At 56.4% G+C, this 24,135-nt stretch carries 29 protein-coding genes; 13 read left to right on the top strand and 16 right to left on the bottom strand.

Annotation, left to right across the window (positions count from 1 at the left end; translation table 11 throughout):
* Positions 1-14: 14 nt before the first annotated feature.
* Genes mlaD through mlaF form a run of 3 tightly spaced genes read right to left on the bottom strand, consistent with a single transcriptional unit; the run spans position 15 to position 2,173 of the window.
* Positions 15-566, bottom strand: a complete 552-nt coding sequence (mlaD, locus tag ACGS9J_RS08200) for an outer membrane lipid asymmetry maintenance protein MlaD (protein ID WP_442230454.1) — start codon at positions 564-566, stop codon at positions 15-17.
* A 4-nt stretch (positions 567-570) separates the two neighbouring features.
* Positions 571-1,353 carry a lipid asymmetry maintenance ABC transporter permease subunit MlaE gene (mlaE, locus tag ACGS9J_RS08195; RefSeq protein WP_442230453.1) on the bottom strand — a complete coding sequence of 261 codons (783 nt, stop codon included), beginning with the start codon at positions 1,351-1,353 and terminating at the stop codon, positions 571-573.
* Between the two features lie 4 nt (positions 1,354-1,357).
* Positions 1,358-2,173, bottom strand: coding sequence for a phospholipid ABC transporter ATP-binding protein MlaF (gene mlaF, locus ACGS9J_RS08190; protein ID WP_129941635.1), 816 nt, complete (start codon positions 2,171-2,173; stop codon positions 1,358-1,360).
* A gap of 310 nt (positions 2,174-2,483) precedes the next feature.
* On the opposite strand from mlaF, the gene ACGS9J_RS08185 reads away from it, so the two are divergent.
* The 11 genes from ACGS9J_RS08185 to npr all read left to right on the top strand — a co-directional run bounded on the left by ACGS9J_RS08185 (position 2,484) and on the right by npr (position 10,574).
* Entirely contained in the window at positions 2,484-3,470 is a 987-nt protein-coding gene (locus tag ACGS9J_RS08185; protein ID WP_442230452.1) for a calcium/sodium antiporter, read from the top strand.
* Positions 3,471-3,530: 60 nt separating this feature from the next.
* Complete coding sequence (gene kdsD, locus ACGS9J_RS08180) at positions 3,531-4,517, top strand: arabinose-5-phosphate isomerase KdsD (protein WP_442230451.1); 987 nt, start codon at positions 3,531-3,533, stop codon at positions 4,515-4,517.
* A gap of 17 nt (positions 4,518-4,534) precedes the next feature.
* The gene (gene kdsC, locus ACGS9J_RS08175) at positions 4,535-5,089 is read left to right on the top strand and encodes a 3-deoxy-manno-octulosonate-8-phosphatase KdsC (protein ID WP_442230450.1); all 555 of its coding nucleotides are present in this window, start codon (positions 4,535-4,537) and stop codon (positions 5,087-5,089) included.
* A complete protein-coding gene (gene lptC, locus ACGS9J_RS08170; protein ID WP_442230449.1) occupies positions 5,086-5,664 on the top strand; it encodes an LPS export ABC transporter periplasmic protein LptC in 579 nt (192 codons plus the stop codon). Before kdsC ends, lptC begins: the two co-directional genes overlap by 4 nt.
* Positions 5,633-6,172, top strand: a complete 540-nt coding sequence (lptA, locus tag ACGS9J_RS08165) for a lipopolysaccharide ABC transporter substrate-binding protein LptA (RefSeq protein WP_318427906.1) — start codon at positions 5,633-5,635, stop codon at positions 6,170-6,172. The genes lptC and lptA overlap by 32 nt, the downstream gene beginning before the upstream one ends.
* 6 nt (positions 6,173-6,178) lie before the next feature.
* Entirely contained in the window at positions 6,179-6,904 is a 726-nt protein-coding gene (gene lptB, locus ACGS9J_RS08160; RefSeq protein WP_135318176.1) for an LPS export ABC transporter ATP-binding protein, read from the top strand.
* A gap of 50 nt (positions 6,905-6,954) precedes the next feature.
* Complete coding sequence (rpoN, locus tag ACGS9J_RS08155) at positions 6,955-8,388, top strand: RNA polymerase factor sigma-54 (protein ID WP_442230448.1); 1,434 nt, start codon at positions 6,955-6,957, stop codon at positions 8,386-8,388.
* A 23-nt stretch (positions 8,389-8,411) separates the two neighbouring features.
* Positions 8,412-8,699 carry a ribosome hibernation promoting factor gene (gene hpf, locus ACGS9J_RS08150; RefSeq protein WP_012147063.1) on the top strand — a complete coding sequence of 96 codons (288 nt, stop codon included), beginning with the start codon at positions 8,412-8,414 and terminating at the stop codon, positions 8,697-8,699.
* Between the two features lie 158 nt (positions 8,700-8,857).
* Positions 8,858-9,319, top strand: a complete 462-nt coding sequence (ptsN, locus tag ACGS9J_RS08145) for a PTS IIA-like nitrogen regulatory protein PtsN (RefSeq protein ID WP_099062098.1) — start codon at positions 8,858-8,860, stop codon at positions 9,317-9,319.
* A 131-nt stretch (positions 9,320-9,450) separates the two neighbouring features.
* Positions 9,451-10,305 carry an RNase adapter RapZ gene (rapZ, locus tag ACGS9J_RS08140; RefSeq protein WP_012147065.1) on the top strand — a complete coding sequence of 285 codons (855 nt, stop codon included), beginning with the start codon at positions 9,451-9,453 and terminating at the stop codon, positions 10,303-10,305.
* Positions 10,302-10,574 (top strand): PTS phosphocarrier protein NPr, encoded by a 273-nt coding sequence (npr, locus tag ACGS9J_RS08135; RefSeq protein WP_012147066.1) that lies wholly within the window; start codon positions 10,302-10,304, stop codon positions 10,572-10,574. Before rapZ ends, npr begins: the two co-directional genes overlap by 4 nt.
* 54 nt (positions 10,575-10,628) lie before the next feature.
* Here npr and ACGS9J_RS08130 read toward each other — a convergent pair whose 3' ends face one another.
* The 10 genes from ACGS9J_RS08130 to ACGS9J_RS08085 all read right to left on the bottom strand — a co-directional run bounded on the left by ACGS9J_RS08130 (position 10,629) and on the right by ACGS9J_RS08085 (position 19,591).
* The gene (locus ACGS9J_RS08130) at positions 10,629-12,545 is read right to left on the bottom strand and encodes a BglG family transcription antiterminator (RefSeq protein ID WP_442230447.1); all 1,917 of its coding nucleotides are present in this window, start codon (positions 12,543-12,545) and stop codon (positions 10,629-10,631) included.
* Between the two features lie 51 nt (positions 12,546-12,596).
* A complete protein-coding gene (locus tag ACGS9J_RS08125; RefSeq protein ID WP_442230446.1) occupies positions 12,597-13,814 on the bottom strand; it encodes a lactonase family protein in 1,218 nt (405 codons plus the stop codon).
* A gap of 218 nt (positions 13,815-14,032) precedes the next feature.
* Positions 14,033-14,773 (bottom strand): 2-dehydro-3-deoxy-phosphogluconate aldolase, encoded by a 741-nt coding sequence (dagF, locus tag ACGS9J_RS08120; protein ID WP_442230445.1) that lies wholly within the window; start codon positions 14,771-14,773, stop codon positions 14,033-14,035.
* Positions 14,770-15,888: a DgaE family pyridoxal phosphate-dependent ammonia lyase gene (locus ACGS9J_RS08115; RefSeq protein ID WP_442230444.1), complete on the bottom strand. Its 1,119-nt coding sequence runs from the start codon at positions 15,886-15,888 to the stop codon at positions 14,770-14,772. The genes dagF and ACGS9J_RS08115 overlap by 4 nt, the downstream gene beginning before the upstream one ends.
* Positions 15,872-17,011, bottom strand: coding sequence for an amidohydrolase/deacetylase family metallohydrolase (locus tag ACGS9J_RS08110; RefSeq protein ID WP_442230443.1), 1,140 nt, complete (start codon positions 17,009-17,011; stop codon positions 15,872-15,874). The genes ACGS9J_RS08115 and ACGS9J_RS08110 overlap by 17 nt, the downstream gene beginning before the upstream one ends.
* Before the next feature lie 66 nt (positions 17,012-17,077).
* Positions 17,078-17,728, bottom strand: coding sequence for a DUF4310 family protein (locus tag ACGS9J_RS08105; RefSeq protein ID WP_017894152.1), 651 nt, complete (start codon positions 17,726-17,728; stop codon positions 17,078-17,080).
* A gap of 11 nt (positions 17,729-17,739) precedes the next feature.
* Positions 17,740-18,516, bottom strand: a complete 777-nt coding sequence (locus tag ACGS9J_RS08100; protein ID WP_012147073.1) for a DUF4311 domain-containing protein — start codon at positions 18,514-18,516, stop codon at positions 17,740-17,742.
* A gap of 30 nt (positions 18,517-18,546) precedes the next feature.
* Positions 18,547-18,843: a DUF4312 family protein gene (locus tag ACGS9J_RS08095; RefSeq protein WP_442230442.1), complete on the bottom strand. Its 297-nt coding sequence runs from the start codon at positions 18,841-18,843 to the stop codon at positions 18,547-18,549.
* Positions 18,843-19,208, bottom strand: coding sequence for an SFCGS family glycine-rich protein (locus ACGS9J_RS08090; RefSeq protein ID WP_209637125.1), 366 nt, complete (start codon positions 19,206-19,208; stop codon positions 18,843-18,845). Before ACGS9J_RS08090 ends, ACGS9J_RS08095 begins: the two co-directional genes overlap by 1 nt.
* Positions 19,209-19,243: 35 nt before the next feature.
* Positions 19,244-19,591, bottom strand: coding sequence for a glycine dehydrogenase (locus ACGS9J_RS08085; protein WP_442230441.1), 348 nt, complete (start codon positions 19,589-19,591; stop codon positions 19,244-19,246).
* Between the two features lie 426 nt (positions 19,592-20,017).
* On the opposite strand from ACGS9J_RS08085, the gene rnk reads away from it, so the two are divergent.
* On the top strand, positions 20,018-20,428 hold the full coding sequence (gene rnk / locus ACGS9J_RS08080) for a nucleoside diphosphate kinase regulator (protein ID WP_442230440.1): 411 nt from the start codon (positions 20,018-20,020) through the stop codon (positions 20,426-20,428).
* A gap of 39 nt (positions 20,429-20,467) precedes the next feature.
* On the opposite strand, the gene ACGS9J_RS08075 is transcribed toward rnk, so the two are convergent.
* On the bottom strand, positions 20,468-21,256 hold the full coding sequence (locus tag ACGS9J_RS08075; protein WP_442230439.1) for a sulfite exporter TauE/SafE family protein: 789 nt from the start codon (positions 21,254-21,256) through the stop codon (positions 20,468-20,470).
* A gap of 121 nt (positions 21,257-21,377) precedes the next feature.
* Between ACGS9J_RS08075 and ACGS9J_RS08070 the strand changes: the two genes are divergently transcribed.
* Positions 21,378-22,163, top strand: coding sequence for an AraC family transcriptional regulator (locus tag ACGS9J_RS08070; protein ID WP_442230438.1), 786 nt, complete (start codon positions 21,378-21,380; stop codon positions 22,161-22,163).
* Here ACGS9J_RS08070 and cybC read toward each other — a convergent pair.
* Together cybC and pmbA are read right to left on the bottom strand one after the other, a co-directional pair.
* Positions 22,160-22,546, bottom strand: coding sequence for a cytochrome b562 (cybC, locus tag ACGS9J_RS08065; protein ID WP_442230437.1), 387 nt, complete (start codon positions 22,544-22,546; stop codon positions 22,160-22,162). The genes ACGS9J_RS08070 and cybC overlap by 4 nt on opposite strands.
* Before the next feature lie 196 nt (positions 22,547-22,742).
* Positions 22,743-24,083 (bottom strand): metalloprotease PmbA, encoded by a 1,341-nt coding sequence (gene pmbA / locus ACGS9J_RS08060; RefSeq protein WP_442230436.1) that lies wholly within the window; start codon positions 24,081-24,083, stop codon positions 22,743-22,745.
* Positions 24,084-24,135: the final 52 nt, after the last annotated feature.

The following is a 24,135-nucleotide window of genomic DNA, read 5'->3' as shown; positions in this document are numbered from 1 at the left end:
GCAGGTTTCCTCTCTTAATGAATAGGGGCAGCGGCTTGCGGTGCAGCACCGGTAGCCGGCTGAGCAGCCGCGTCTCCCGCTTTGGCTGCATCATCCTGACCGCCGCTCTTATACAGGAACTGGCCGATCAGATCTTCCAGAACCATGGCTGATTTGGTGTCCTGAATAGTACCGCCGTCTTTCAAAATGGCCGTACCCATATCCGGATCTTCAAAACCGACGTTCAACGCCAGATATTGCTCCCCCAGCAGGCCGGAGGTGCGGATCGCCAGCGAGCTGGTGTCCGGGATCTGGTCGAATTTATCCTGGATATCCAGGGCTACACGCGGCGTATAGGTTTTAGGATCGAGCGAGATTTCCGCCACACGGCCAATCATCACCCCGCCGATTTTCACCGGCGAACGTGCTTTCAGACCACCGATGTTATCGAAGGTCGCGTAGATGCGGTATGTCGGCTCGTTACCGATCGACTTAATGTTCGCCACTTGCAGGCACAGAAATACGATGGCGCACAGCGCAATCAGCATAAATGCCCCAACCCAGATTTCACTCTTCTTCGTTTGCATCGAATCAATTCCCAAACATCAGTGCTGTCAGCACGAAATCCAATCCCAACACCGCCAGTGACGAATGTACCACGGTACGGGTCGTTGCCCGGCTTATCCCTTCAGAGGTCGGTACGGCATCATACCCGTTGAAGATGGCAATCCAGCTCACGGTGATGGCAAATACCACGCTCTTGATCAGGCAGTTGAGTAAGTCTTTTTTCCACTCAACGGCACCTTGCATTGCCGACCAGAAGAAGCCACTGTCAATGCCCTTCCAGTCCACACCCACCACCGAACCGCCCCAGATGCCGATAGCGACAAAGATCATCGTCAGTAGCGGCATGCTGATCAAACCGGCCCAGAAGCGCGGCGCGACGATACGTCTCAGCGGATCGACGGCCATCATTTCCAGGCTGGAGATTTGTTCTGTCGCCTTCATCAGGCCAATTTCGGCCGTCAACGCGGAACCGGCACGACCGGCAAACAACAGTGCGGTAACCACCGGGCCCAGCTCACGCAGCAGCGATAACGCCACCATCATGCCCAGGCTGGCTTCAGCACTGTAGGTGGTGAGCACCAGATAACCCTGTAGCCCCAGCACCATGCCGATAAACAACCCGGAAACCACGATGATCAGCAGCGACTGCACACCAACGCTGTGCAACTGTTTGAGCAACAGCGGCCACTGCTTACGCGGCTCGGGCCGCCCGACCAGCGCGTTGAACAGCATCAACCCGGCGCGCCCAAAGCTGGCGCTGGTGTTGATGCCACGGCGTCCTAACGACGCTAACGCCTGTAATAACATCAGCTTATTTACTCCCTAAACCTAACAGCTCGGCCTGATAATCGCCGGCCGGATAACGGAAGGGTACCGGCCCATCGGCAATACCATCCAGGAACTGGCGCACGCGTGCATCAGGATTGTTCTGTAATTGTTGCGCCGTGCCTTCGGCTATCACCCGATGGTCGGCAACAATGTAAGCGTAGTCGGCAATACTCAGCACTTCCGGCACGTCGTGCGAAACCACGATGCAGGTGATGCCCAGCGCGTGATTCAGCTCATCGATCAGCTTCACCAGCACGCCCATGGTGATTGGATCCTGGCCGACAAAAGGCTCGTCGAACATGATCATTTCCGGATCGAGCGCAATGGCGCGCGCCAGCGCGGCACGCCGCGCCATACCGCCGGACAATTCATTCGGCATCAGATCGGCTGCGCCACGCAGTCCAACCGCTTCCAGCTTCATCATCACCGTGCTGCGCAGGATCGGTTCCGGCAAACGGCTATGCTCGCGCAACGGGTAAGCCACGTTTTCGAACACCGTCAGGTCGGTAAACAGCGCGCCGGACTGAAACAGCATGCTCATTTTCTTGCGCGCTTCATACAGTTGATGGCGAGACAACGCGGGGATGTTATCGCCATCGAACCAGATTTCACCGCTGTCCGGCGCCAACTGACCGCCGATCAGACGCAGCAGCGTCGTTTTGCCAATCCCGGACGGCCCCATGATCGCCGTGACCTTGCCACGGGGAACCGTCAGGTTGATGTCTTCGAATATCAGTCGATCGCCGCGCGAGAAAGTCATGTCGCGAACTTCGACCAGATTCTCTGCCTTCTGGTGCATGTTAATTGATCCTTTACGGGTCATTTTGGCTAAATCTACCCGCGATGTTAAAGCAACGGGCGCAATGCGTCTCATCTTTACAAAAACTTACCGGCATTTCGCTACCAATGGTGCCATAGGTTTTACTTTTACGCGCCACCCGGTCAAAATTGGCGCCATAACGAAAAAAAACGAAAGTGTTCATATATTAGCCGGGAAAACCCGTTGCTGCGGCTTTAACCTGCAACCTGCGCAACGGAGGGCAAAGCAAGATAGCCGAATTACGGCTTTTAACCAACGAACCGGGATGATACCCAACAAAGGACCCTGCATGTTTCTCGCGATAGCGTTATTAATCGTTGGTTTATTTTTACTGGTATATGGTGCAGACCGCTTAGTTTACGGTGCTGCGGTAATTTCCCGTTCACTTGGCGTGCCACCGTTGATTATCGGTATGACCATCGTCGGCATCGGCACCTCGCTGCCGGAACTGTTCGTGTCGACCACCGCGGCGCTGAACGGGCAAATCGATATGGCCGTGGGGAACGTCTTGGGTTCCAACATCACGAATATTTTACTGATCCTCGGCGTCGCCGCCTTGATACACCCGCTGGCGGCGCGATCTGAAGTATTGCGGCGCGAACTGCCGCTGATGTTGGCGGTCACAGTATTGTGCGGTTTTGTGCTGATGGACGGTACGCTGAGCCGACTGGATGGCGTGGTGCTGTTGGCCGCCGCCGCCGTCTTTATTCTGTTGATGTTGAAAATTGCCCGACTGGCGCAGCGCGAAGGCAGCGACAGCCTGACCCTGGAGCAAATGGCCGAACTGCCGCAGGACAGCAGCAACACCGTGGCGGTGCTGTGGCTGGTGCTGGCGTTTATCATTCTGCCGCTGTCGTCCAAAATGGTGGTCGATAACGCCACGGTCATCGCACACTATTTCGGTATGAGTGAGCTGGTGGTCGGCCTGACCCTCATCGCTGTCGGCACCAGCCTGCCGGAGCTGGCCACCTCCATCGCCGGGGCACTCAAGGGCGAAGATGATATGGCGATTGGCAATATCATCGGTTCCAACATTTTCAACACGGTGATCGTGCTGGGCGTCCCCGCCCTGTTGTCCCCGGGGACCGTCGATGGTGCTGCCTTCCATCGCGATTACTGGGTCATGCTGGCAGTCAGCATTGTGCTCAGTGCCCTGTGCATTGGGCGCAAACATCGCATCGGTCATCTGGCCGGCGCTCTGTTATTATGTGGTTTTATTGCGTATCTTGCGGTGCTGTTTTTTAACCCTTTCGATTCATTTAGCTATAGCCTATAGCTTTCCAGTTGCAGCCTGGCGCAACTGGAAAGATGACGGGTATAACCGACGGAAATGAGCATGTCGAACATTCAGTTGCAACCGGGCTTTGATTTTCAGCAGGCAGGCAAAGAAGTGCTGCAGATTGAGCGTGACGGGCTGGCCCAGCTCGATCAATACATCAATGCAGACTTTACCCGCGCCTGCGGGTTAATCGCCGAATGCAGTGGCAAAGTGGTGGTGATGGGCATGGGCAAATCCGGGCATATCGGTTGCAAGATTGCCGCGACCTTCGCCAGCACCGGGACGCCTTCGTTCTTTGTTCATCCCGCGGAGGCCAGCCATGGCGACCTCGGCATGGTCACCGCGCAGGATATCGTCCTCGCCATCTCCAACTCGGGTGAGTCCAACGAAATACAAGCGCTGATCCCGGTGTTGAAGCGTCAGCAAATCCCGTTGATCTGCATGACCAACAACCCGGAAAGTTCGATGGGCAAAGCGGCGGACATTCACCTGTGCATCAAAGTGCCGCAGGAAGCCTGCCCGCTCGGTCTGGCACCGACCACCAGCACCACCGCCACTCTGGTGATGGGCGATGCGCTGGCCGTCGCACTGTTAAAGGCTCGTGGTTTCACGCCGGAAGATTTTGCGTTATCGCACCCGGGTGGCGCTCTGGGCCGCCGACTGCTGCTGCGCGTTTGCGATATCATGCACAGCGGCGACGAAATTCCCCACGTCAGCGCCGATGCATCGCTGCGTGACGCACTGCTGGAAATCACCCGCAAGAATCTGGGGATGACGGTCGTCTGTGACGATCTGATGAAAATCGCCGGTATCTTCACCGACGGTGACCTGCGCCGGATATTCGATATGGGCATCAATCTCAACGAGGCTCGGATCGTCGATGTCATGACACTCGGCGGCGTACGGGTACGCCCGAACCTGCTGGCGGTCGACGCGCTGAACCTGATGCAGCAACGTCATATCACCGCGCTGCTGGTTGCCGATGGCGACCAATTGCTGGGTGTGGTACATATGCATGACATGCTGCGCGCCGGCGTCGTTTAACTATGGAAGAGAATTCAATGAGTCTGGTTGAAACCTGCTACGGGCCTGTAGAGCAAGACGTCATGGCGCGTGCCGGCAAAATCCGCCTGCTGATTTGTGATGTCGACGGCGTGCTGTCAGACGGCCTGATTTTCATGGGCAACAATGGCGAAGAATTAAAAGCGTTCAACGTGCGCGACGGTTATGGCATCCGCTGCCTGAAAACCTCGGATATCGAAGTGGCGATCATTACCGGCCGCTCCGCCAAGCTGTTGGAAGACCGGGCTGAAACCCTCGGGATCACCCACCTTTATCAGGGGCAATCCGATAAGCTTTTGGCCTTCCGCGAACTGTTGGATACACTGTCGCTGACGGCGGATCAGGTAGCCTATATCGGTGACGATCTGATCGACTGGCCAGTGATGGCACAGGTTGGCCTGGCGGTCGCGGTCGCAGATGCACATCCGCTGCTGACGCCACGAGCCCACTATGTTACCCGCATTGCCGGCGGCCGCGGTGCGGTGCGCGAGCTGTGCGACATTATTCTTTTGGCTCAGAACAAGCTGGAAGACGCCAAAGGGCTATCGATATGAGTAAAACCAAACTGTGGATCACCCTGTTGCTGGCGGTGATCGCCTTGGCGCTGATTGGCTGGAACATGACGGATTTCAGTGATGATACTACGCCGGGGCCGGCAAACAGCCAGGACCCGACTTATCAGAGCCAGCATACGGTCACCATAGTGTACAATCCGACCGGCAAGCTGAGTTACAAGCTGGTGGCGGAAGACGTGAAGTATTATACCGCCGACGAATTAAGCTGGTTCACCCAGCCGGTGATGACGCTGTTTGATGAAAACGCGGTGGCCACCTGGTCAGTTCGCGCCGACCGCGCCAAACTGACTAAAGACCGGATGCTGTATCTTTACGGCCACGTCGAGGTGAACAGCCTGACCACCACGTCGCAGCTGGAAAAAATTAAAACAGACAATGCTCAGGTGAACCTGGTGACCCAGGATGTGGCTTCGGATGACGAAGTGACGCTCTACGGGACGAACTTCACCTCTAACGGCATGAAAATGCGTGGGAACCTGCGGGCCAAAACCGCTGAGCTGATTGATAAGGTTAAGACCAACTATGAAATTCAGAACCAACAAACCAAGCCGTAATCTGTTAATCGGCAGCTTGATTTTGGCCGCCAGCGCCCCTGCCTGGGCGTTGAAGTCCGACTCCAATCAGCCGGTGAGCATCGACTCGCTGAAACAGTCTCTGGATATGCAGAGCAACGTCAGCACCTTTACCGATAACGTGGTGATCAAGCAAGGCACTATCGATATCAAAGCGGACAAGGTGGTCGTCACCCGCCCGGGCGGCGATCAGAACAAAACCTATATTGAAGCCTTCGGTAACCCGGTAACCTTCTATCAGATGCAAGACAGCGGCAAGCCGGTGAAAGGCCATGCGCAGAAGGTACGTTACGATGTGGCGTCTCAGTTGGTGACCCTGACCGGGAACGCCTATCTGGAACAGCTCGACAGCAACGTCAAAGGCGATCGCATCACCTACCTGGTGCAACAGCAGCAAATGCAGGCGTTTAGCGATAAAGGCAAACGCGTGACTACGGTTCTGGTACCGTCGCAGTTGCAAGATAAAAACGGGCAAAAGAAGAGTAACTAATCACTTATGGCTACACTCATCGCAGAAAACCTGGCGAAAGCCTACAAGGGCCGTAAAGTCGTTGAAGACGTCAGCCTGAAAGTGAAATCCGGCGAGATCGTCGGCCTGCTGGGGCCAAACGGCGCCGGCAAGACCACCACCTTCTACATGGTGGTCGGTATCGTTCAGCGCGACGCCGGACGCATTGTGATTGACGAAGAAGACATTAGTCTGCTGCCGCTGCACGCCCGTGCGCGTCGCGGCATCGGCTATCTGCCGCAGGAAGCGTCGATCTTCCGCCGTCTGAGCGTTTACGACAACCTGATGGCGGTGCTGGAGATCCGTGAAGATCTCAGCAGCGAGCAGCGGGCAGACCGTGCGGTGGAGCTGATGGAAGAGTTCCATATCACCCATCTGCGCGACAACCTGGGCCAGGCGTTGTCCGGTGGCGAACGTCGCCGCGTGGAGATCGCCCGTGCACTGGCGGCTAACCCGAAATTCATCCTGCTGGATGAACCCTTCGCCGGGGTTGACCCGATTTCCGTTATCGACATTAAAAAAATTATCGAGCACTTGCGTGACAGCGGCCTGGGCGTGCTGATCACCGACCATAACGTGCGCGAAACGCTGGACGTGTGTGAACGCGCCTATATCGTCAGCCAGGGCAAACTGATTGCTCACGGCACGCCGGATGCTATTCTGGCCGATGAGCAGGTAAAACGCGTTTATCTGGGCGAAGAATTCCGCCTCTGAGTGCCAGCGCGTCCTGATGGGCGACTGTTAACGGAAGTAGACTGAAGAATATGAAGCAAGGTTTGCAACTCAGGTTTAGCCAACAACTGGCCATGACCCCCCAGCTCCAGCAGGCCATTCGCCTGCTGCAGTTGTCCACGCTTGAGCTCCAGCAGGAGATACAGCTGGCGTTAGAGAGCAATCCACTGCTTGAACAGACCGATCTGCACGAAGAAATCGACGCTAAAGAGACGACCGACACCGAAGGTTTGGATACCCGCGAGGCGCTGGAACAAAAGGACATGCCCGAAGAGCTGCCGCTGGACGCCACCTGGGACGAAATCTACACCGCCGGCACCCCGTCAGGAACCCGCACTGATTACAGCGACGATGAACTGCCGGTGTATCAGGGCGAAACCACCCAGACCCTGCAGGATTACCTGATGTGGCAAGTGGATCTGACGCCGTTTTCCGATACTGATGCCGCCATCGCCACTTCGATCGTCGACGCCGTCGATGACACCGGCTATCTCACCGTGCCGCTGGAAGACATTCTGGAGAGCATGGGTGACGAGAATGTGACAATGGACGAAGTCGAAGCGGTGTTGAAGCGCGTACAGCGCTTTGACCCGGTGGGTGTCGCGGCACGCGATCTGCGCGATTGTCTGCTGGTCCAGCTTTCCCAGTACGCCAAAGACACGCCCTATCTGGCTGAAGCCCGCCTGATCATCAGCGAACATCTGGACTTGCTGGCTAACCACGACTTTCGCAGCCTGATGCGAACAACACGCTCAAAAGAAGATACACTGAAAGAAGCGATGCTGCTGATCCAGTCACTCGATCCGCGTCCGGGCCAGTCGATCAATACCGGCGAATCCGAGTACGTGATCCCGGACGTGCTGGTGCGCAAAGTGCAGGATGTGTGGACGGTTGAGCTCAACAGCGACAGTATTCCGCGCCTGAAGATCAACCAGCAGTATGCCGCTCTGGGCAACAGCGCACGCAACGACAGCGACGGTCAGTACATCCGCAGCAATCTGCAGGAAGCAAAGTGGCTGATCAAAAGCCTGGAAAGCCGCAACGACACCCTGCTGAAAGTCTCGCGCTGCATCGTCGAGCAGCAACAGGCGTTCTTTGAACAGGGTGCCGAATTTATGAAGCCCATGGTGCTGGCGGATATCGCCCAGGCCGTGGAGATGCATGAATCGACAATCTCACGCGTGACCACGCAGAAGTTTTTGCACAGTCCGCGCGGCATTTTCGAATTGAAATATTTCTTCTCAAGCCATGTGAATACCGACAGCGGGGGCGAAGCCTCCTCTACGGCGATCCGGGCAGTGGTGAAGAAAATGATCGCGGCGGAAAACCCCGCCAAACCGCTCAGCGACAGTAAGCTGGCCACCCTGCTCTCCGACCAGGGGATCATCGTGGCGCGGCGTACCGTCGCCAAGTACCGAGAGTCTTTGTCCATCCCGCCGTCCAACCAGCGTAAACAGTTGGTTTGACCTCTATTGAGAAGGAAGACATTATGCAGCTCAACATTACCGGACACCACATCGAAATCACCGAACCTTTGCGCGAGTTCGTGAACACCAAGTTCGCCAAACTCGAACAGTATTTTGACCGCATAAATCAGGTGTATGTCGTTCTTAGTGTGGAAAAAGTGCAACAGATCGCGGAAGCGACGGTGCACGTGAATGGAGGCGAGTTGCACGCTACCTCGGAAGACGAGAACATGTATGCGGCAATTGATAGCCTGATCGACAAACTGGCGCGTCAATTGAACAAACATAAAGACAAACTGAAACAACACTGACATTCTGGGCCGTTTCCGTCAGCGGGTACGGCTCAAACGTAGCCTCGGCGATCGGCGCGTTACCTGTATGGGTACGCGCCGATAAGCCATCAGGGTTAAACAAGGCGAAAAATCACCTCACAAGCCTGCTTGCTGGTGTGGTTTTAAGTGAAGATGAGATGAATAACGAAACAATGCAGTTAAGCTCGGTGTTAAACATCGAGTGCACCAGAAGCTCAGTACATTGCACCAGCAAGAAACGGGCTTTGGAGATTATCAGCGAACTGGCAGCCAAACAGCTCAACCTGTCACCTCAGGTGGTGTTTGACGCGGTTCTCACCCGCGAGCGTATGGGCAGCACCGGTATCGGCAACGGTATCGCCATTCCCCATGGCAAACTGGAAGAGGACACACTGCGGGCCGTTGGCGTGTTTATTCGTCTCGACCAACCTATCGCCTTCGACGCCATTGATAACCAGCCGGTCGATCTGCTGTTTGCCTTACTGGTGCCGGCCGACCAATGTAAAACCCATTTGCATACCCTGTCCCTGGTCGCCAAGCGCCTGGCTGACAAAACCGTATGCCGCCGCCTGCGCGCGGCGCAAAGTGACGAAGAGCTTTACCAAATCATCACCGAGTAACGCCCGGCTGGCGTGACTTCCAGCCCGGATAACGATACTGTTTAGCCATGATGGATTCCGGTTTAGGCCGGAATAATAAAGTTTCTAACGGTGGCGACAGACGCCACCGAGATGCCAGGGGGAGTTACCACATGGTGCTGATGATTGTCAGCGGCCGTTCCGGTTCAGGGAAATCCGTCGCCTTGCGGGCGTTGGAAGACATGGGTTTTTACTGCGTTGATAACCTGCCCGTGGTACTGCTGCCGCAGCTTGCCAATACGCTGGCAGAACGCAACAGCTCCGCGGCGGTAAGCATTGACGTGCGTAACATGCCGGAATCGCCGGAAGTGTTTGAATATGCGATGACCCAACTGCCGGACAGTTTTTCGCCGCAGTTGCTGTTCCTCGACGCCGACCGCAATACGCTGATTCGCCGTTACAGTGATACTCGCCGTTTACACCCGCTGTCCAGCAAGAATCTGTCGCTGGAAAGCGCCATCGATGAAGAAAGCGATCTGCTCGAGCCTCTGCGTTCACGGGCCGATCTGATCATCGACACCTCGGAAATGTCGGTGCATGAACTGGCCGAAATGCTGCGCACCCGCCTGCTGGGCAAACGCGAGCGCGAGCTGACCATGGTGTTCGAATCCTTCGGTTTCAAACACGGCATTCCGATCGACGCCGATTACGTGTTCGACGTACGTTTCCTGCCAAACCCACACTGGGATCCGAAACTGCGCCCGATGACCGGCCTGGATAAACCCGTCGCGTCATTCCTCGATCGCCACACTGAAGTGCACAACTTCATCTACCAGACCCGCAGTTATCTGGAACAGTGGCTGCCGATGCTGGAAACCAATAACCGCAGCTACCTGACGGTGGCCATTGGCTGTACCGGCGGGAAACACCGCTCCGTCTACGTGGCAGAACAGTTGGCCGACTACTTCCGCTCACGCGGCAAGAACGTACAATCACGCCACCGTACGCTGGAAAAACGCAAACAATGACGGTCAAGCAAACGGTTGAAATCAAAAACAAGCTGGGCATGCATGCTCGCCCGGCGATGAAGCTGTTCGAGCTGGTGCAGAGTTTTGACGCCGAAGTGATGCTGCGCAACGACAGCGGTACCGAAGCCGAAGCCAGCAGCGTGATTGCGCTGCTGATGCTGGACTCTGCCCAAGGCCGTCATATCGAAGTGGAAGCCACCGGCCCGGACGAAGCCAAAGCTCTGGCCGCGGTGATTGAGCTGATAAATTCCGGTTTTGACGAAGACTAAAAAATAAGGGCGCTGCTGCGCCCTCTGACTTAGAACCTAACCGCGCTCCCGCCATTAGATCCTGCTCAAACAGTCCAGCGCTACCGCCTTGAAGCTGTCGAAATTGTCGCTGCCCAGCAGGCGGCTCATCGAGCGTTCGCGCACAAAGGTGACAAACAGCTCGTAAATCGCCATCGCCTCTTCGTAATCGCTTTTGCTGATTGCCAGCAGGAAAATCACGTGGGCGATCTCGCCTTCCCCCCAGGCTACGCCGTGCGGTGCCAGCAGCGTGACCACCACGGTTTTTTTCGCCAGCAGCCCCAACGAGTGCGGCAACGCAATCCCCTCGCCCAGCAGGGTGGAAACAATCGCCTCGCGCTCCACCACCGACGGATAGAAATCATCGCCCACGTAGCCTTCGCGCTCCAGTTGGCTACACACCTTCTGGAACAATTGCGCCTGAGTCAGCGGCTCGTTCACCACCATAAAATGGTCGGCGTCGAAGAACTTTTCCAACATATAAGGCTTGGTGCGATCCACCAACACCAGCTTACCCAGCTGTTCGAGCTGATATTCGGTCGGGAACGGCGACATCACCACCACCGGCTTGTTCTTTTCGCTGACCCGCGCGTTGGAAATGACAAAGTCTTCGTCGATATGGTTGAGCACCTCGTAATCGCGTAGCGAAACAATGCGCGTCATCACCAGTTGCGGGTACTTGCGCGCGATTTGCGCCTGGATCATACGCACCGTCGAGTTGCCGGTATCGCACACCAGCATGACCTGTGGGTGGCGCTCATAACCGATGTTGTAATGCCGCTCCAGGCCAACACCAATGTGCAGCACCAAATAGCCGATCTCATTTTCACTCAGGGTGTAAGGCGTGTATTTTCCCCAACTCGACACCGCCGCCAGCGTGACGTCATAGGCCATCGGGTAATGCTGCTTAATGTTCGCCAGCAATGGGTTGGGGATATTAATCTGGTATTTCACCCGGGTGATCATGGTTTTGATGTGGGTGAGCAGATCGGCGCGCAGCTGCTTGTCGCCCTGCAGATTGTAGTTATAGTGCGAATTGATATACGACAGGATGTAATCCACCAGCGCTTCTTCATCGTCGGCGTTGATCTCGGTCGGTTGAACCTCCTGCACCCGGCGCGCGGCGATATTGACCCGCAGATAAGCTTCCTCCGCCATCGAGACCTCTTTACCGCTGGCTTTGCGCAATTCCCCGGCCAGCCAGGTAGAAACCTTGCGCACCGCATCATCACCGTCCTCGACGTCAAAGTCCGGCAACGGGTAACCGTCGGTAATGCGCCGCAAGGCCACCGCACAGTAGAAAATCAGGTATTGCTCGCCTTCGTCCGTCAGACGGATCGCGTATTGCGACAGCAGTGGATGCAGCAACCCGGCAAAAGTCACCACCTGCGGTTGCTGCAGGATCTCATTGTTGAGCAACGGATTCTCGGCATCGGCCAAATGCAGTTGGAATAGCAGGTCGGTCAGACAGGCACGGATCGCCATCTCCGAGCCGAACAGCTTCATGCCGTAGCGCGGCTTGGTCTCAATAGTCAACTGATAATGCGCCAGGCGCTCCCTCACCTCAGCCATGTCGTTTTGCAGCGTGCCGCGGCTGACAAACCATTCATCGGCCAAATCTTCCAGCTTCAGAGAAAAGGCTGAGGTCAAAAAACGAATCAGCAGATAGTGCACCCGTTCCTGCGCACTGCGTGGCGTGGCGTGTTTTTTGCGCTCCTGATGCTGCAGGGCGCTGAATAACCCGGCGTCATCCACCTGCAGGCGATAACCCGCCCCACGGCTATGCACAAAGTGCGCGCCATATTTTTCCAGAATATCGTTCAGCGCAGTGATGTCGGCGCGTACGGTTCGGGTGGACACGGCGAAGCGCTTCGCCAACTCATCTTGCGGCAAAGTCTCGGACTGCAAAGCATCGAACAGATAGGCCAAACGCGGGTAGGGAAATCGCACCATTCTCTTTCCGTCAATTAAGGTGCCCGCCAGGGAGATCCGGCGGGCAACGGGTTACTTCACCACCGGCAAGAACACCATTTGCGAGGGGCTGCCCACCGGCGTATAGCCTTCAACAAAGCTGAGTTTGCCGCTGGTCTTATCCACGCTGAAGCGGGTGACGTTATCGCTACGCTGATTCATCGCATACAGATAACGCCCGTCCGGGCTCAGCGTCAGCGAGCGCGGATAATCACCGCGCGTCCAGGTTTCCGCCACCGAATGCAATTCACCGCCACTGCCAACGCCAAACTGCGCAATGCTGTTGTGCAGCCGATTGGCAACGTACAGATTTTTGCCATCTTCGCTCAGGACCAGCCCGGCGGCGAAGTTGGTGCCTTGGTAATCGGCAGGCAGCGAGGAGACGACGTGTAACTGTTTCAGAGTACCTTTTTGGTTATCAAAACGGTAGCTGGTCAGAGTCGAAGCCTCTTCGTTCACCAGCAGCAGAGTTTTGCCGTCCGGATGGAATACAAAATGACGCGGACCGGCACCGGCAGAAGACGCCGCGATCCACGGCGGATCGTTCGGCGTTAACTGGCCGCTGGCGTCGTCAAAGCGCCATTGATAAATGCGATCCAGCCCCAGATCGGTGGAAAACACAAACTTGCCGCTCGGATCGCTGGCGATCATATGCGCATGCGGGCCGTTATGATCACTGATGGCAAAGCTGCCCTCGACTGCCGCCTGTGGTTTACCGGCCCCTGCCGGCCCCTGCTGTTGCTGCACCGAACTGGCTTTACCCAGTTTACCGTCTTGCTCAACCGGGAAAGCGGCTACGGTGCCACTGACGTAGTTTGCCACCAGCAGATGGCGGCCGTTCGGCGTCAGGAAAAGGTAAACCGGCCCCGCCCCCTGCGAATCGACCTGATTAAGCTGCGTCAGGCTACCGTCAGTCGGATGGATACGGTAAGCGATAATGCCGCCGTGTTTAGTGCCGTTAAAATCTGCCACTTCGCTGGCGACATACAGCGTCTGGCCTTTGGCATCTACGGTAAGCTGTGCCGGATTCGGCTGGTTGCTGGCCAGTGTCCTGGCGCTCAACGCGCCGCTGGCCGAGTCAACCTGCACCCGGTAAACACCTTCACCGTTGGGATTATAGGTACCGATATAAGCAAAATGAGATGACGTAGATTTCATTGCATCCTCAGCATGAAGCGCCGGGCTAGCCATCGCCAACAGCGCCAGAGTGACTGCCGTTCGCAGGGTGGAAGAAGTTTGCCAGTTTCGCATAGTTATCCTGATGATATACCCGTCGTCTTTCAAGCCACAGCGTTGTTACCTGTACTAACTCACCCCAGTTACTTGACTTTAGTAAGCGCCTGGGGATGAGTGAGCTGGCCGCCTAGCTGCAACTTGAAAGCCATAGGGTAAAGATAGCGGCGCGGTGTGCCTGCGCCTGTGGATACAGAGCCTGTTGCCTCCCTGCCTTACGTCATCCGATAATGCGCTTAACCCACCAGCTTTTTGGTCATCGCCAGCAGGGTTTTTACATCCTGTGGACGAGTATTGCCGCTGGCAGAATCAATGATGGAGCTGTAGATATGCGGGATCACGCGCTTCACGCCGGCAGCCAGTGCGATCTCGACGATCGGCTCGAAGTTTTCCAGATCGATGCCACCAGTCGGTTCCAGCATAAAGTCATGTTCGGCACAGGCTTTGGCGACACACTCATATTCCTCTCTGCATGCCAGCCCGCCCATCGGAAAATACTTGATTGAACTGCCGCCCATGTCTTTTAACAGAGCGATGGCGGTTTCCACCGGTACAATGCCGTCCGGCGCCGCAGCGCTCAACGGACCCGTTGAAATCTTCACCCAACCGACGCGACCGGTTGGCGACACCAGGCCGTTCACCACACTGTCATTTTGACCCAGCAGCGCACGGCTGGCGCCCACCCCGGTAAACACCTGGTTGACGTGCTGCGGCTGTACCCGCTGAGAAATCAGGCTGACCATCGCCGATTGTTTAGGATCGCCCGCACCCAGTCCCACCGACAGCGCATTCTCAATCAGCTGCGCATAATGCTGCATGTCCGCAACCGCGCTGTCGACGTCCGGGTAGTTCTTGGAAAGAACGCCCACCAGCACATGCCCTTCCGCCGCCGCATAAATATCCTGGGCATTGTCTTTCGAACCGGCCAACACATTCAGGCACACGCGATCGCGATAGTAGTTAGGTTGCAGCTTCATGCTTGTTTCTCCGTGAACAGATTTTTAATACAGGTGAAAACGGTCATCAGCTGTTGCTGGTCAACGCTGCGCACGTCCACTTCAACCTTGCCTTCGTTGGCTTTATAGCCACGGAAGTAGATAGCGATCTCGCCGGTTTTCAGCGCCTGCACGATGTCGTAGGTCGAACGCCCCAGCAGCGCTTCGTCAAAGGTAATTTCGGCCCGCGCAATATCACGGCCGGCGCTGTCCCAGACGGTTTTGGCGCTGATACCGTTCAGGGTATTCAGGCTGTCGATAAACGGCGTCATTCTTTCCACCATCTGCTGGCCGGTGGTCTTTTCGAGCGTCAGGTAGCTTTCGATCGCCTGCGTCAGGCCGAGGATCCCCTCTTTGCCGACCTTCATCGCCCGGCCGATACCGCCGGTTTGCAGCTTCACCCATTCGACGTACTGTTTCTTGCCAATCACCAGACCGCTGGTTGGGCCTTCGATGGCCTTGGCGCCACTGTAAACCACCAGGTCCGCGCCCATCTGGTAATAGCACAACAGATCTTCTTCCGCCGCCGCATCGACGATCAGCGGCAGGTTATGTTTGCGTGCCACCACCACCGCCTGCTCAACGGAAAGAATGCTTTTCTGCACGCAGTGGTGCGATTTGATATAGAGAATAGCCGCCGTCTGCGGAGTAATGCAGGCTTCGAGTTGCTCGGCGGAACACTCGTTGGCGTAACCCGCCTCAACCACCTTGCCGCCGCCCAGCGCCACCATGGTATCGACCGGCGCGCCAAAGTTGACGTTATGACCGCGCGGCAGCACGATTTCACGCGGGACGGTAATCGGCGCGGAGTGCAGATTCACCAACAGGTTGGCGTTGTCTTTGACGATCAGCGCCGCCACCGACTGAGCGATACCCGCCGAGGCACAGGAAACAATCACCGCGTTTTCGACATTCAGCAGGTTGGCGATGTAAGCGCCGGTCCTGTCGACCAGATCCTTGATTTCAAAATAGTGGTTCATGCCGTAATCAACGGCGTCAATCACGTCCTGGCGGGGCGTGGACACGCCCAGTGCGGTCATACGACCTGAAGTGTTAATGACCTGTTTTAGATTATATTTTTCATAAATCGAAGACATGAGCGGCTTTCCCTTCATCGGTTAATAGGATTTCCCCGGCCACCACCGCGGCCAGCGGAACCAGCAATTGTTCACCCGCGACCGACTGCCCTTCTGAATCGGCGAACACCTGCGGCCCCTGACGAAGCTCGAACAAGGTGAAATCGGCATCGCAACCCGGCTCGAGCCGGCCCTTGCGGGTCAAATGCAACGCCGAGGCGGCATTTTCCGTGACGCAGGCAATCACCTGCGGCAACGACAGCCCGACGCTGAAGAATTTGGACATCACCGTCGCCAGGCTGTGTACCGGCCCGGCCATACGGTTGCGACAGTAGATATCGGAGCTGATGGTGTGCGGCAAAATGCCGAGCGCAATCGCCTGCCGCGCAACCTCAAAGCTGAAGCTGGCGGTGCCGTGGCCGACGTCCAGCAAGACGCCGCGCTTTAGCGCGCGCTGGATAGACTCACGCAGCGTACCCGCTGGGGTCAGAATACGGTTCGGTTTGCCGTTGTAGCAGTGAGTGATAATGTCGCCACGGGTCAGCAGATCGGCTATTTCATCCAGATCCGGCGGGTTATTGCCGATATGCACCATCAGCGGCAACGCGTGGTTTTCCTGCTGGATCTCTTTGGCCAGCACCAGCGGCCGGATGCCGTTCTGGCCGACCACGCTGCTGCTCATGCGCGCCTTGATACCGATGACGAAACCGGCGTGTTTGCCGATCGCCTGGCTGACTTTCTGCTTATCGATATCCGCCAAATCGGCCAGTTCGTTCTGTCGCAGCAGGCCAATACGCGAAATATTCAGGAAGGCGAAAACGTTGGTTTTGGCGCTGCGCGTCAGCGCATAAAACGCTTCCACGTCGTCGGTGCCGGTGCTGCCGGCGTCGACCACCGTAGTGACGCCACAGGCCGTACCGACCTGATCCGGTTGGTCGTGGTAAATCGGCGAAGAGGGATAACAGTGCACGTGGGAGTCGATCCAGCCGGCGCTCAGGCGGCAGTTACCCGCCAGATCCAGTTGCCGATGGGCGTGGACGTCGTCGGCCAATTGCCCCACTTCGGCAATCTTGCCGTCTTTGACCGCCAGATCCACCAGCCGATCATCCGCCAGTCTGGCGCCTCTGATTACTAAGTCATACATACTGCATTACTCCTTTTCCAGCCTGGGGACGGCACGGCGCGCCGCCCCCAGCAATCACGCTCGCGATTAAGCGATGGCTACCGGGAAAATGGCCCCTAACAGCATCGCACCGAGGATCGCCCCGCCGGTGATCGGCTTATTCCAGATATAGAACAGCAGCGCGCCGAGCAGTGAGCCGATACCAATCGGAATGGAAGCAGTCATCGCCGACAGAATGATCAACGGCCCCAGGAAACGACCGGAGGAATTACCGGCGCCCATCATCACGTCCGCCCCATAGGTGGAGTTGCTCTGATTGATGGTAAATTTACGCGCCAGAATGATCAGGTAGCCAATCGCCAGGCCAATCACCAGACCGGTCACCAACGAGGCCGCAAAGTTGGCGACCGGGAAGATAATCCCCGCCCCCAGCAGCAATGCCGGAACCCCTAACCCCACGCCGGTCTGGATCGCCCCGCCGATGTCCAGGATCCCCACCAGCGAACCTTCAATGATGCGCGCAAACAGGAAGCTGGCGCCGAAGGCCGCCACGGCACCGTAAACGCCGGTGTCCATTCCGGCACGCAGCATGGAAACGAAGGCAACTTCGTTAAATGCGCCAATGCCGTACAGGTAATACATGTGCGTCCCGGCGAACACGCCGGAAGAGAGCAGGCCAACAAAAATCGGGAACGACCAGTCGGCATACCAGAAGCCTTTTTGGGTTTGTTCTTCCATTATCCAGCTCCTTATTTACCGCTCAGGGTGTTGTGAATGGCGTCCAACCAACCCGGCACGCCGAGGCTGAAGGACTCGAGGACTTTCATGTCGAAGCCGCGGAAGAAACCACTCAGCACGAACAGCAGCACGATCACCGCCATCATGATCTTGGTGATTTTGTTCCAGCCGCTCTCTTCCACGCCTTTACCGATCAGGATGCCCAGCACCAGACCCGGTACGGCGTTGCCCATGATCAGCTGTGCCAGACCACCGAAGATGGTGCCCCAGAAGCCGGAGCGACGCCCGGCGTCGATCGCCGCCAACCAGAAGATCACCGGCATCACGGTATTCACCAGCAAATTAGCCGCCGGTACCAATACCTTGATCGCCGTAACCTGCAGCGCGGCAGGCACTGCGGAAGCGGTGGTATTCAGGAAGGCCACCACCAGCATGCCGATAATGCCGCAGGCGATAGCCATTTTTTTCGGGTCGTGCAGCGTTTGCGCCAGGTTGCGGTTTTTGACCATCAACGCCGCCGCGCCCCAGTGTGGGATGATGCGGTGGTCAACGTCCTGCGTGAAGGCCCCAGCCGCCACGGAAGACGCCCAGGCGTTGAAGAAGAAGCCCAGACCGAATGAGAAGTGGGAAGCCGGATCGCCTTCGCAGGAGTTCAGCTCGCCCAGGGTGCGGAAAGCCCCCATGCCCTGTGTCGTCGGAGCATGGAACATACGTGCGGCGCCGGCCCCTACGCCAACCCCCACCAGTCCGCCGATAATAAGCGACTTAAATAAGATGATTAAAAACATCAGTATACCCTTTGATTTATGCTAACGTTTTTATTTCGCGACGAAGACAACTTTCTCTGTATTGATCATTGTCACGTTCACGGTTATTTCCAGAGTAACGGAGTAGTTTTTTCTTTCGCGCGGCAGAAAGAAAAATAAAAACTTTTCTTTTGTTATTTTCTCTTCCGCTTTCAATACGCTGACATCCTGCGGTTCAATACGCAGCAGAATATTACTGGTGGATTTTAATACCGCGCCCTGCACATTGGCCAAGGCGGAAGCAAAAGCTTTCGCTTTGCTGTCGCCCTTGCCCTCCACCTTAACTGACGTTGTATATTGTTCTTTCATTACGGGTTGCCGTGTTTTTTGACGTAGGCTTCAACCAGCTTTTGACCCAGTTCTTCTTTATCCATAAAACCAAAACCTAATACGGTGCAACCTTCGTTAATTGCCGTCACGCCTTCATCAATCGAACGCATGCCATATTTTGCTTTGTAGCCGTATTTAGTCTGCGCGGTGATGGCCCCGGCGCCGCCGCTGCCGCAGAAAGAGATACCTAACTGTGCGCCTTCCGCCTTCATCACGTCGCCCAGCTTCATGTCCGCCGCTACGCCAGGGATCACAATGGCTTTTCCGCCTGCATTTTCAATGCCCTGACCCACTTTTTGACCTTTACCCAAACGATCGCCAATCACTACGGTAATCTGACCCATGGTATTTTCTCCTGATTAATTTAATTCGGTAAAAACTATTGGTTATTATCTTTTGCCACTTCAAAATGTACGGAAAGCAAATAAGCCTCTTCAATCGGCAGAGTAGCAAACTGGTCCACAACCTTTTCTGCCATTTGCATCGATTCCGCCGAGATCTCATCAAACAGTGATTTATCGACCTCAGGTAACGGCTCGCCGGTTATTGAACGCAACACCATAGCGCGAATATGCGACTCCAACATCTGTTGCTGCACCGCATTGGTATAAATGCCTTCGGCGTTTAGCATCGCGGTAATACCAGCCAGCACCTGCTCGGTTATCGCCCCGGCTATGCTGACGTCAGGTTGTTCACTATTTTCTATCGCAGCAGATCCATCATTCACTTTTCAGTACCCCTAGATCCAAACATGATTCTGTCAATCGCACAGCGCATCACCTGAATAACCCGCCTTCTCTGATGCCTTTACCCTAACCCCGGGAAGAAATTCTGTGTACTCTGTTTTTTTCCAGTTGAAAGTGGAAATTCAGTGACCGTCAGGGATCCATTTCGCAAAATAAGCATTTTCCAGATAATTCAATTAAATTACAAAAAGATAACACTACAAAGGGTTTCCAGTTCAGCCAACGGTGGTGAAAAGCTTCGTGATCGGGATCTCTTTCTTTTCCCCGCTTAACCGCCTACTATCGCTAAGACAATTCGACATCAACAACACCCCCGCTCCTCTGGCGCGGGGGTGTTGCTTTTGTGCTGTTTTTACGAATTTACGGGCGCGTAATCCCGACGCCCTTTGATTTGACTGGAGAGTGGAATGACCAAGCCAACCATTACTATTAATGAGCTGGATGCGGAACGCCTGGATGCGCTATTGGAACAACCGGCCTTTGCCAACACCGATGTCGCCGCTGCGCTGAACATCGAGCTGGATCGCGCCGAAATCCTGCCGCCGGCCCAGATCCCGGCCAACGTGGTGACCATGAACAGCCGCGTGCGTTTCCGCGATCTGCATACGGCAGAAGAACACGTGCGTACGCTGGTTTACCCGGCTTCGCTGAAGGATAGCCACGAGCAACTTTCAGTGATGGCGCCGTTGGGCGCAGCGCTGCTGGGCATGCACATCGGCAACCAGATTACCTGGCAGTTGCCGAATGGCGAAGAAGCGCGGATTGAAGTGCTGGAACTGCTGTACCAGCCGGAAGCGGCGGGTGAATACCACCGCTAAGCGGTAATCAGGGCGGTAACCAGCCGCCCTTTCTGTGTCTCACAGGCTGATGGCGATCAGCACCCCGATTAACAACAACACATAAATTCTGGCATGCAGCCGATCATTGACCTTCGGCAGCCATCTCTTGGCAAACACAATCCCCATGATGCCGGACGTCACCAACAGCCCCAGCAACGCCAGATTAACGTAGCCCAGATATTGCAACCCCGGCATTTCCTTCCAGCCCAAACTGACATACATCAACGCACCCACGACGGCGACCGGGATCGACAACGCATTGGCCGAGCTGACGCAATGCCGCATTTCATGGCCATGCCGCCGCAGCAATGGCACCGTCATCACGCTGCCCCCCACGCCGAGCAGCGTGGCGATCACCCCAATCAACGGGCCACCGATAAACAGGGTCGCCTTTGAAAATGCCGCGCGTGCCGGTTTGACCAAAAACCCCGGTCTGAACAGGCAGTCCGCAATCGTCACCAACATATAAATTGCGAATAACAACCGCACCGTGCCATCCGCCAACAGGCTGGAAGCAAAAGCCCCCACAGCGGCGCCGATGCCGATATAAAAGATTAGCGGGACCAGCGTTTCACGCATCAGATTGCCGCTGCGCCAGTGGGCCAGGGTGGCGTAACCCGCCGTGAAGATCATCACCGCCGTCGAGGTCGCCACCGCGATATGCATCGCCTGGCCTGGCTGTCCGCCTGATGCATGTACCAGGTGATAAACCAGCGGCACCACCACAAAACCACCGCCAAAACCGAACACGATGGTGGTAATACCGGTAAGGAAACCGGTAAACAGCACGAAAATAATATCCGCCATAGCCGCAGGCGCTCCTGAGTCAAAGTATCGAACGGCAGAATAAAACGACGGGCCTTGGCTTGCTTCATATGAAAGGCCAACTATCATTGCGTTTCGGCCAACCTGTTTAACCAGAGGCTTTATGCGCAACTTACGTATTGATGACCTCGACACCGTGCCAAGATCGGTGATTGCCATCGGCAACGACTACCCACCGGGCTACCTGCTGCCCATGCACCGGCATCGGCGCGCTCAGCTACTCTATGGTGCTACCGGGGTGATGCATGTATTTACCCGTCAGGGGAACTGGATTGTTCCGCCCCAACGGGCGGTGTGGCTGCCACCGCAAATGGCCCATGAGGTAAGAATGGTCGGAGTGACCACCCGCAGTCTGTACATTGAACCGGCCGCGCTGTGGGCTTCTCCCCCGCAGGACTGCCAGGTGGTCAGCGTGACGCCACTGATGCGCCAGCTGTTGATGGCGGCCGTCGATATGCCCCTGGAGTACGACGAACAGGGTCGGGACGGCGCACTGGTTGGCCTGCTGCTGCATGAGCTCGCTCATCTGCAATCTCTGCCGCTGCACATCCCCCTGCCTGCGGACCGGCGACTGGGGGAGCTCTGTCAGCAATTCCTGCAACAACCTGACGCGCACGACTCGCCACAGGCATGGGCCGCACGCCTGTATATGAGTATTCGCAGCTTCAGCCGCCTGTTCCGTGCTCAAACCGGCATGTCATTTTCGCAATGGCGTCAGCGAGCCTGCGTAGTGCTGGCGCTGGCTCGGTTGGCCGAGGGCAGCAGCGTGACACAGGTAGCTCTGGAGTTGGGTTATGAAAGCAGCGCAGCGTTTGCAACGATGTTTCGCCGCGTGCTGGGGCAGGCGCCGTCCTGTTATCTGGCCTCAGAACGGCGCGAAAGGGGTTAGCGGAACTTCTTGTGGTTGGCGTCGCGCGTTTGCTTGAAGCCCTGCGCCACCTGCTTGGCTTCAGCCAGTTTGCCCTGATTGACCAGCGCCAGCGACTGATCGATCTGATCGATCAAGGTGTCCAGCCCATGATGGAAATCTTTTATCTCCGGGCTATCAGGGGCTTTATCCTCCAGCTTCGGCGGCGTGCTTTGTTTCGCATCCACCGCGGCGGCGCGCATATTCTGCAGGCTTTGCTTCAGGGTATCCGTGGAGTCAGTGCTCAGCACCGTTTTGTAATTGCCTGCAATGGTATCCATATCGTCGGCCAGATCGGCCGCGACCGCCAGTGAACTGGCACCCAGCAGCGCCAACGCCATCAGCGCTTTCAGTTTGTTCGACATGCTTGCTCACCTTCCGGTTATTGTTTTATTGGTCCCTTATCGGGCTGTGCGCCACCATGACCGCGGCCATGGCGCAGCACTGCCTAAACATAGGCAAGGGAGCGGAAAATCGAAACCAGAGATTTGTAAGCAAGGTTAAAACCGGGGAAGGGAGAGTGATGCGGCTGGCAACCGGAGCGGCCAGCCGTGGTGAAGCTTATTGCCCGGCGATTTTCATGTCCGGCAGTAGAACAGAGCCGCACTGAATATTGCTGCGGGTTTCGATATCGCTGCCCACGCTGACGATGTTGCGCAGCATATCCTTCAGATTCCCGGCGATGGTGATCTCGCTGACCGGATACTGGATCTCGCCGTTTTCTACCCAGAAACCGGCGGCGCCCCGCGAGTAGTCGCCGGTGATGCCGCTAACGCCCTGCCCCATCAGTTCGGTAACCACCAGCCCGGTGCCCAGTTGCTTCAACATGCCGGCAAAATCATGCCCCTGCCCGGCAATGCGCCAGTTGTGGATACCGCCTGCGTGACCGGTGCTGTGCATGCCGAGCTTGCGTGCCGCATAGCTGGTCAACAGCCAGGTTTGCAGTACGCCGTCTTTAACGATGTCACGCCGTTGGGTCCGTACCCCTTCGCTGTCGAACGGCGTGGAAGCCAGGCCTTTCAACAGGTGCGGGTGCTCTTCGATGGTCAGCCAGTCCGGCAGGATCTGCTTGCCCAAAGAATCCAACAGGAAGGTGGATTTACGGTAAACGCTGCTGCCGCTGATGGCACCGACCAGGTGGCCGAACAGGCCGGTCGCCACTTCTGAAGCGAACAACACCGGAGCGGTCATGGTCGACAGCTTGCGCGGAGCCAGGCGCGACAGAGTACGGCGGGCACATTCCTGGCCAACCCATTCAGGGCTTTCCAAATCGCCCATCGCACGGCCGATGGTGTAAGCGTAATCGCGCTCCATATCGCCACCCTGCTCGGCAATCACGCAGCTCGACAGCGAGTGTCGGCTGGAGCAATAACTTTGCAGCATGCCATGGCTGTTGCCGAACACCTTGATGCCGTAGTGACTGTTAAAGCTGCCGCCTTCGGTATTGGTGATACGCTTGTCCGCTGCCAACGACGCCTGTTCGGCGCGAGCAGCCAGTTCAATGCCGCGCTCGGCATCCAGCTCTGCCGGGTGGAACAGATCCAGATCCGGCGCTTCAAACGCCAGCAGGTCTTTTTCCGCCGGGCCGGCGTTCGGATCGACCGAGGTATAACGGGCAATATCCAGCGCCGCCTGCACGGTGCGAGCGATAGCATCCGGGCTGAGGTCGGTAGAGGAAGCGCTGCCTTTGCGTTGCTGGTGATAGACGGTAATGCCCAACGCGCCATCGCTGTTGAACTCAACGTTCTCCACTTCGCCAAAGCGAGTGCTGACGCTGATACCGGTAGATTTGGTCACGGCAACTTCTGCCGCATCGGAGCCGGCGCGCGCCAGTTCCAAAGCCTGTGAAACGGCCTGTTCCAGCGCCTTGCGCTGTTCTGCAACTTGAGTGACTACTTTCATCAATCTGCCATACTTAATCAGAAAATCGTTGAGAAAAGTGCCGTGGCGGCGT

It is taken from the genome of Serratia quinivorans, assembly GCF_052113645.1.
Lineage (GTDB): Bacteria > Pseudomonadota > Gammaproteobacteria > Enterobacterales > Enterobacteriaceae > Serratia > Serratia quinivorans_B.
This window is presented reverse-complemented; position numbering and strand designations above follow the sequence as displayed.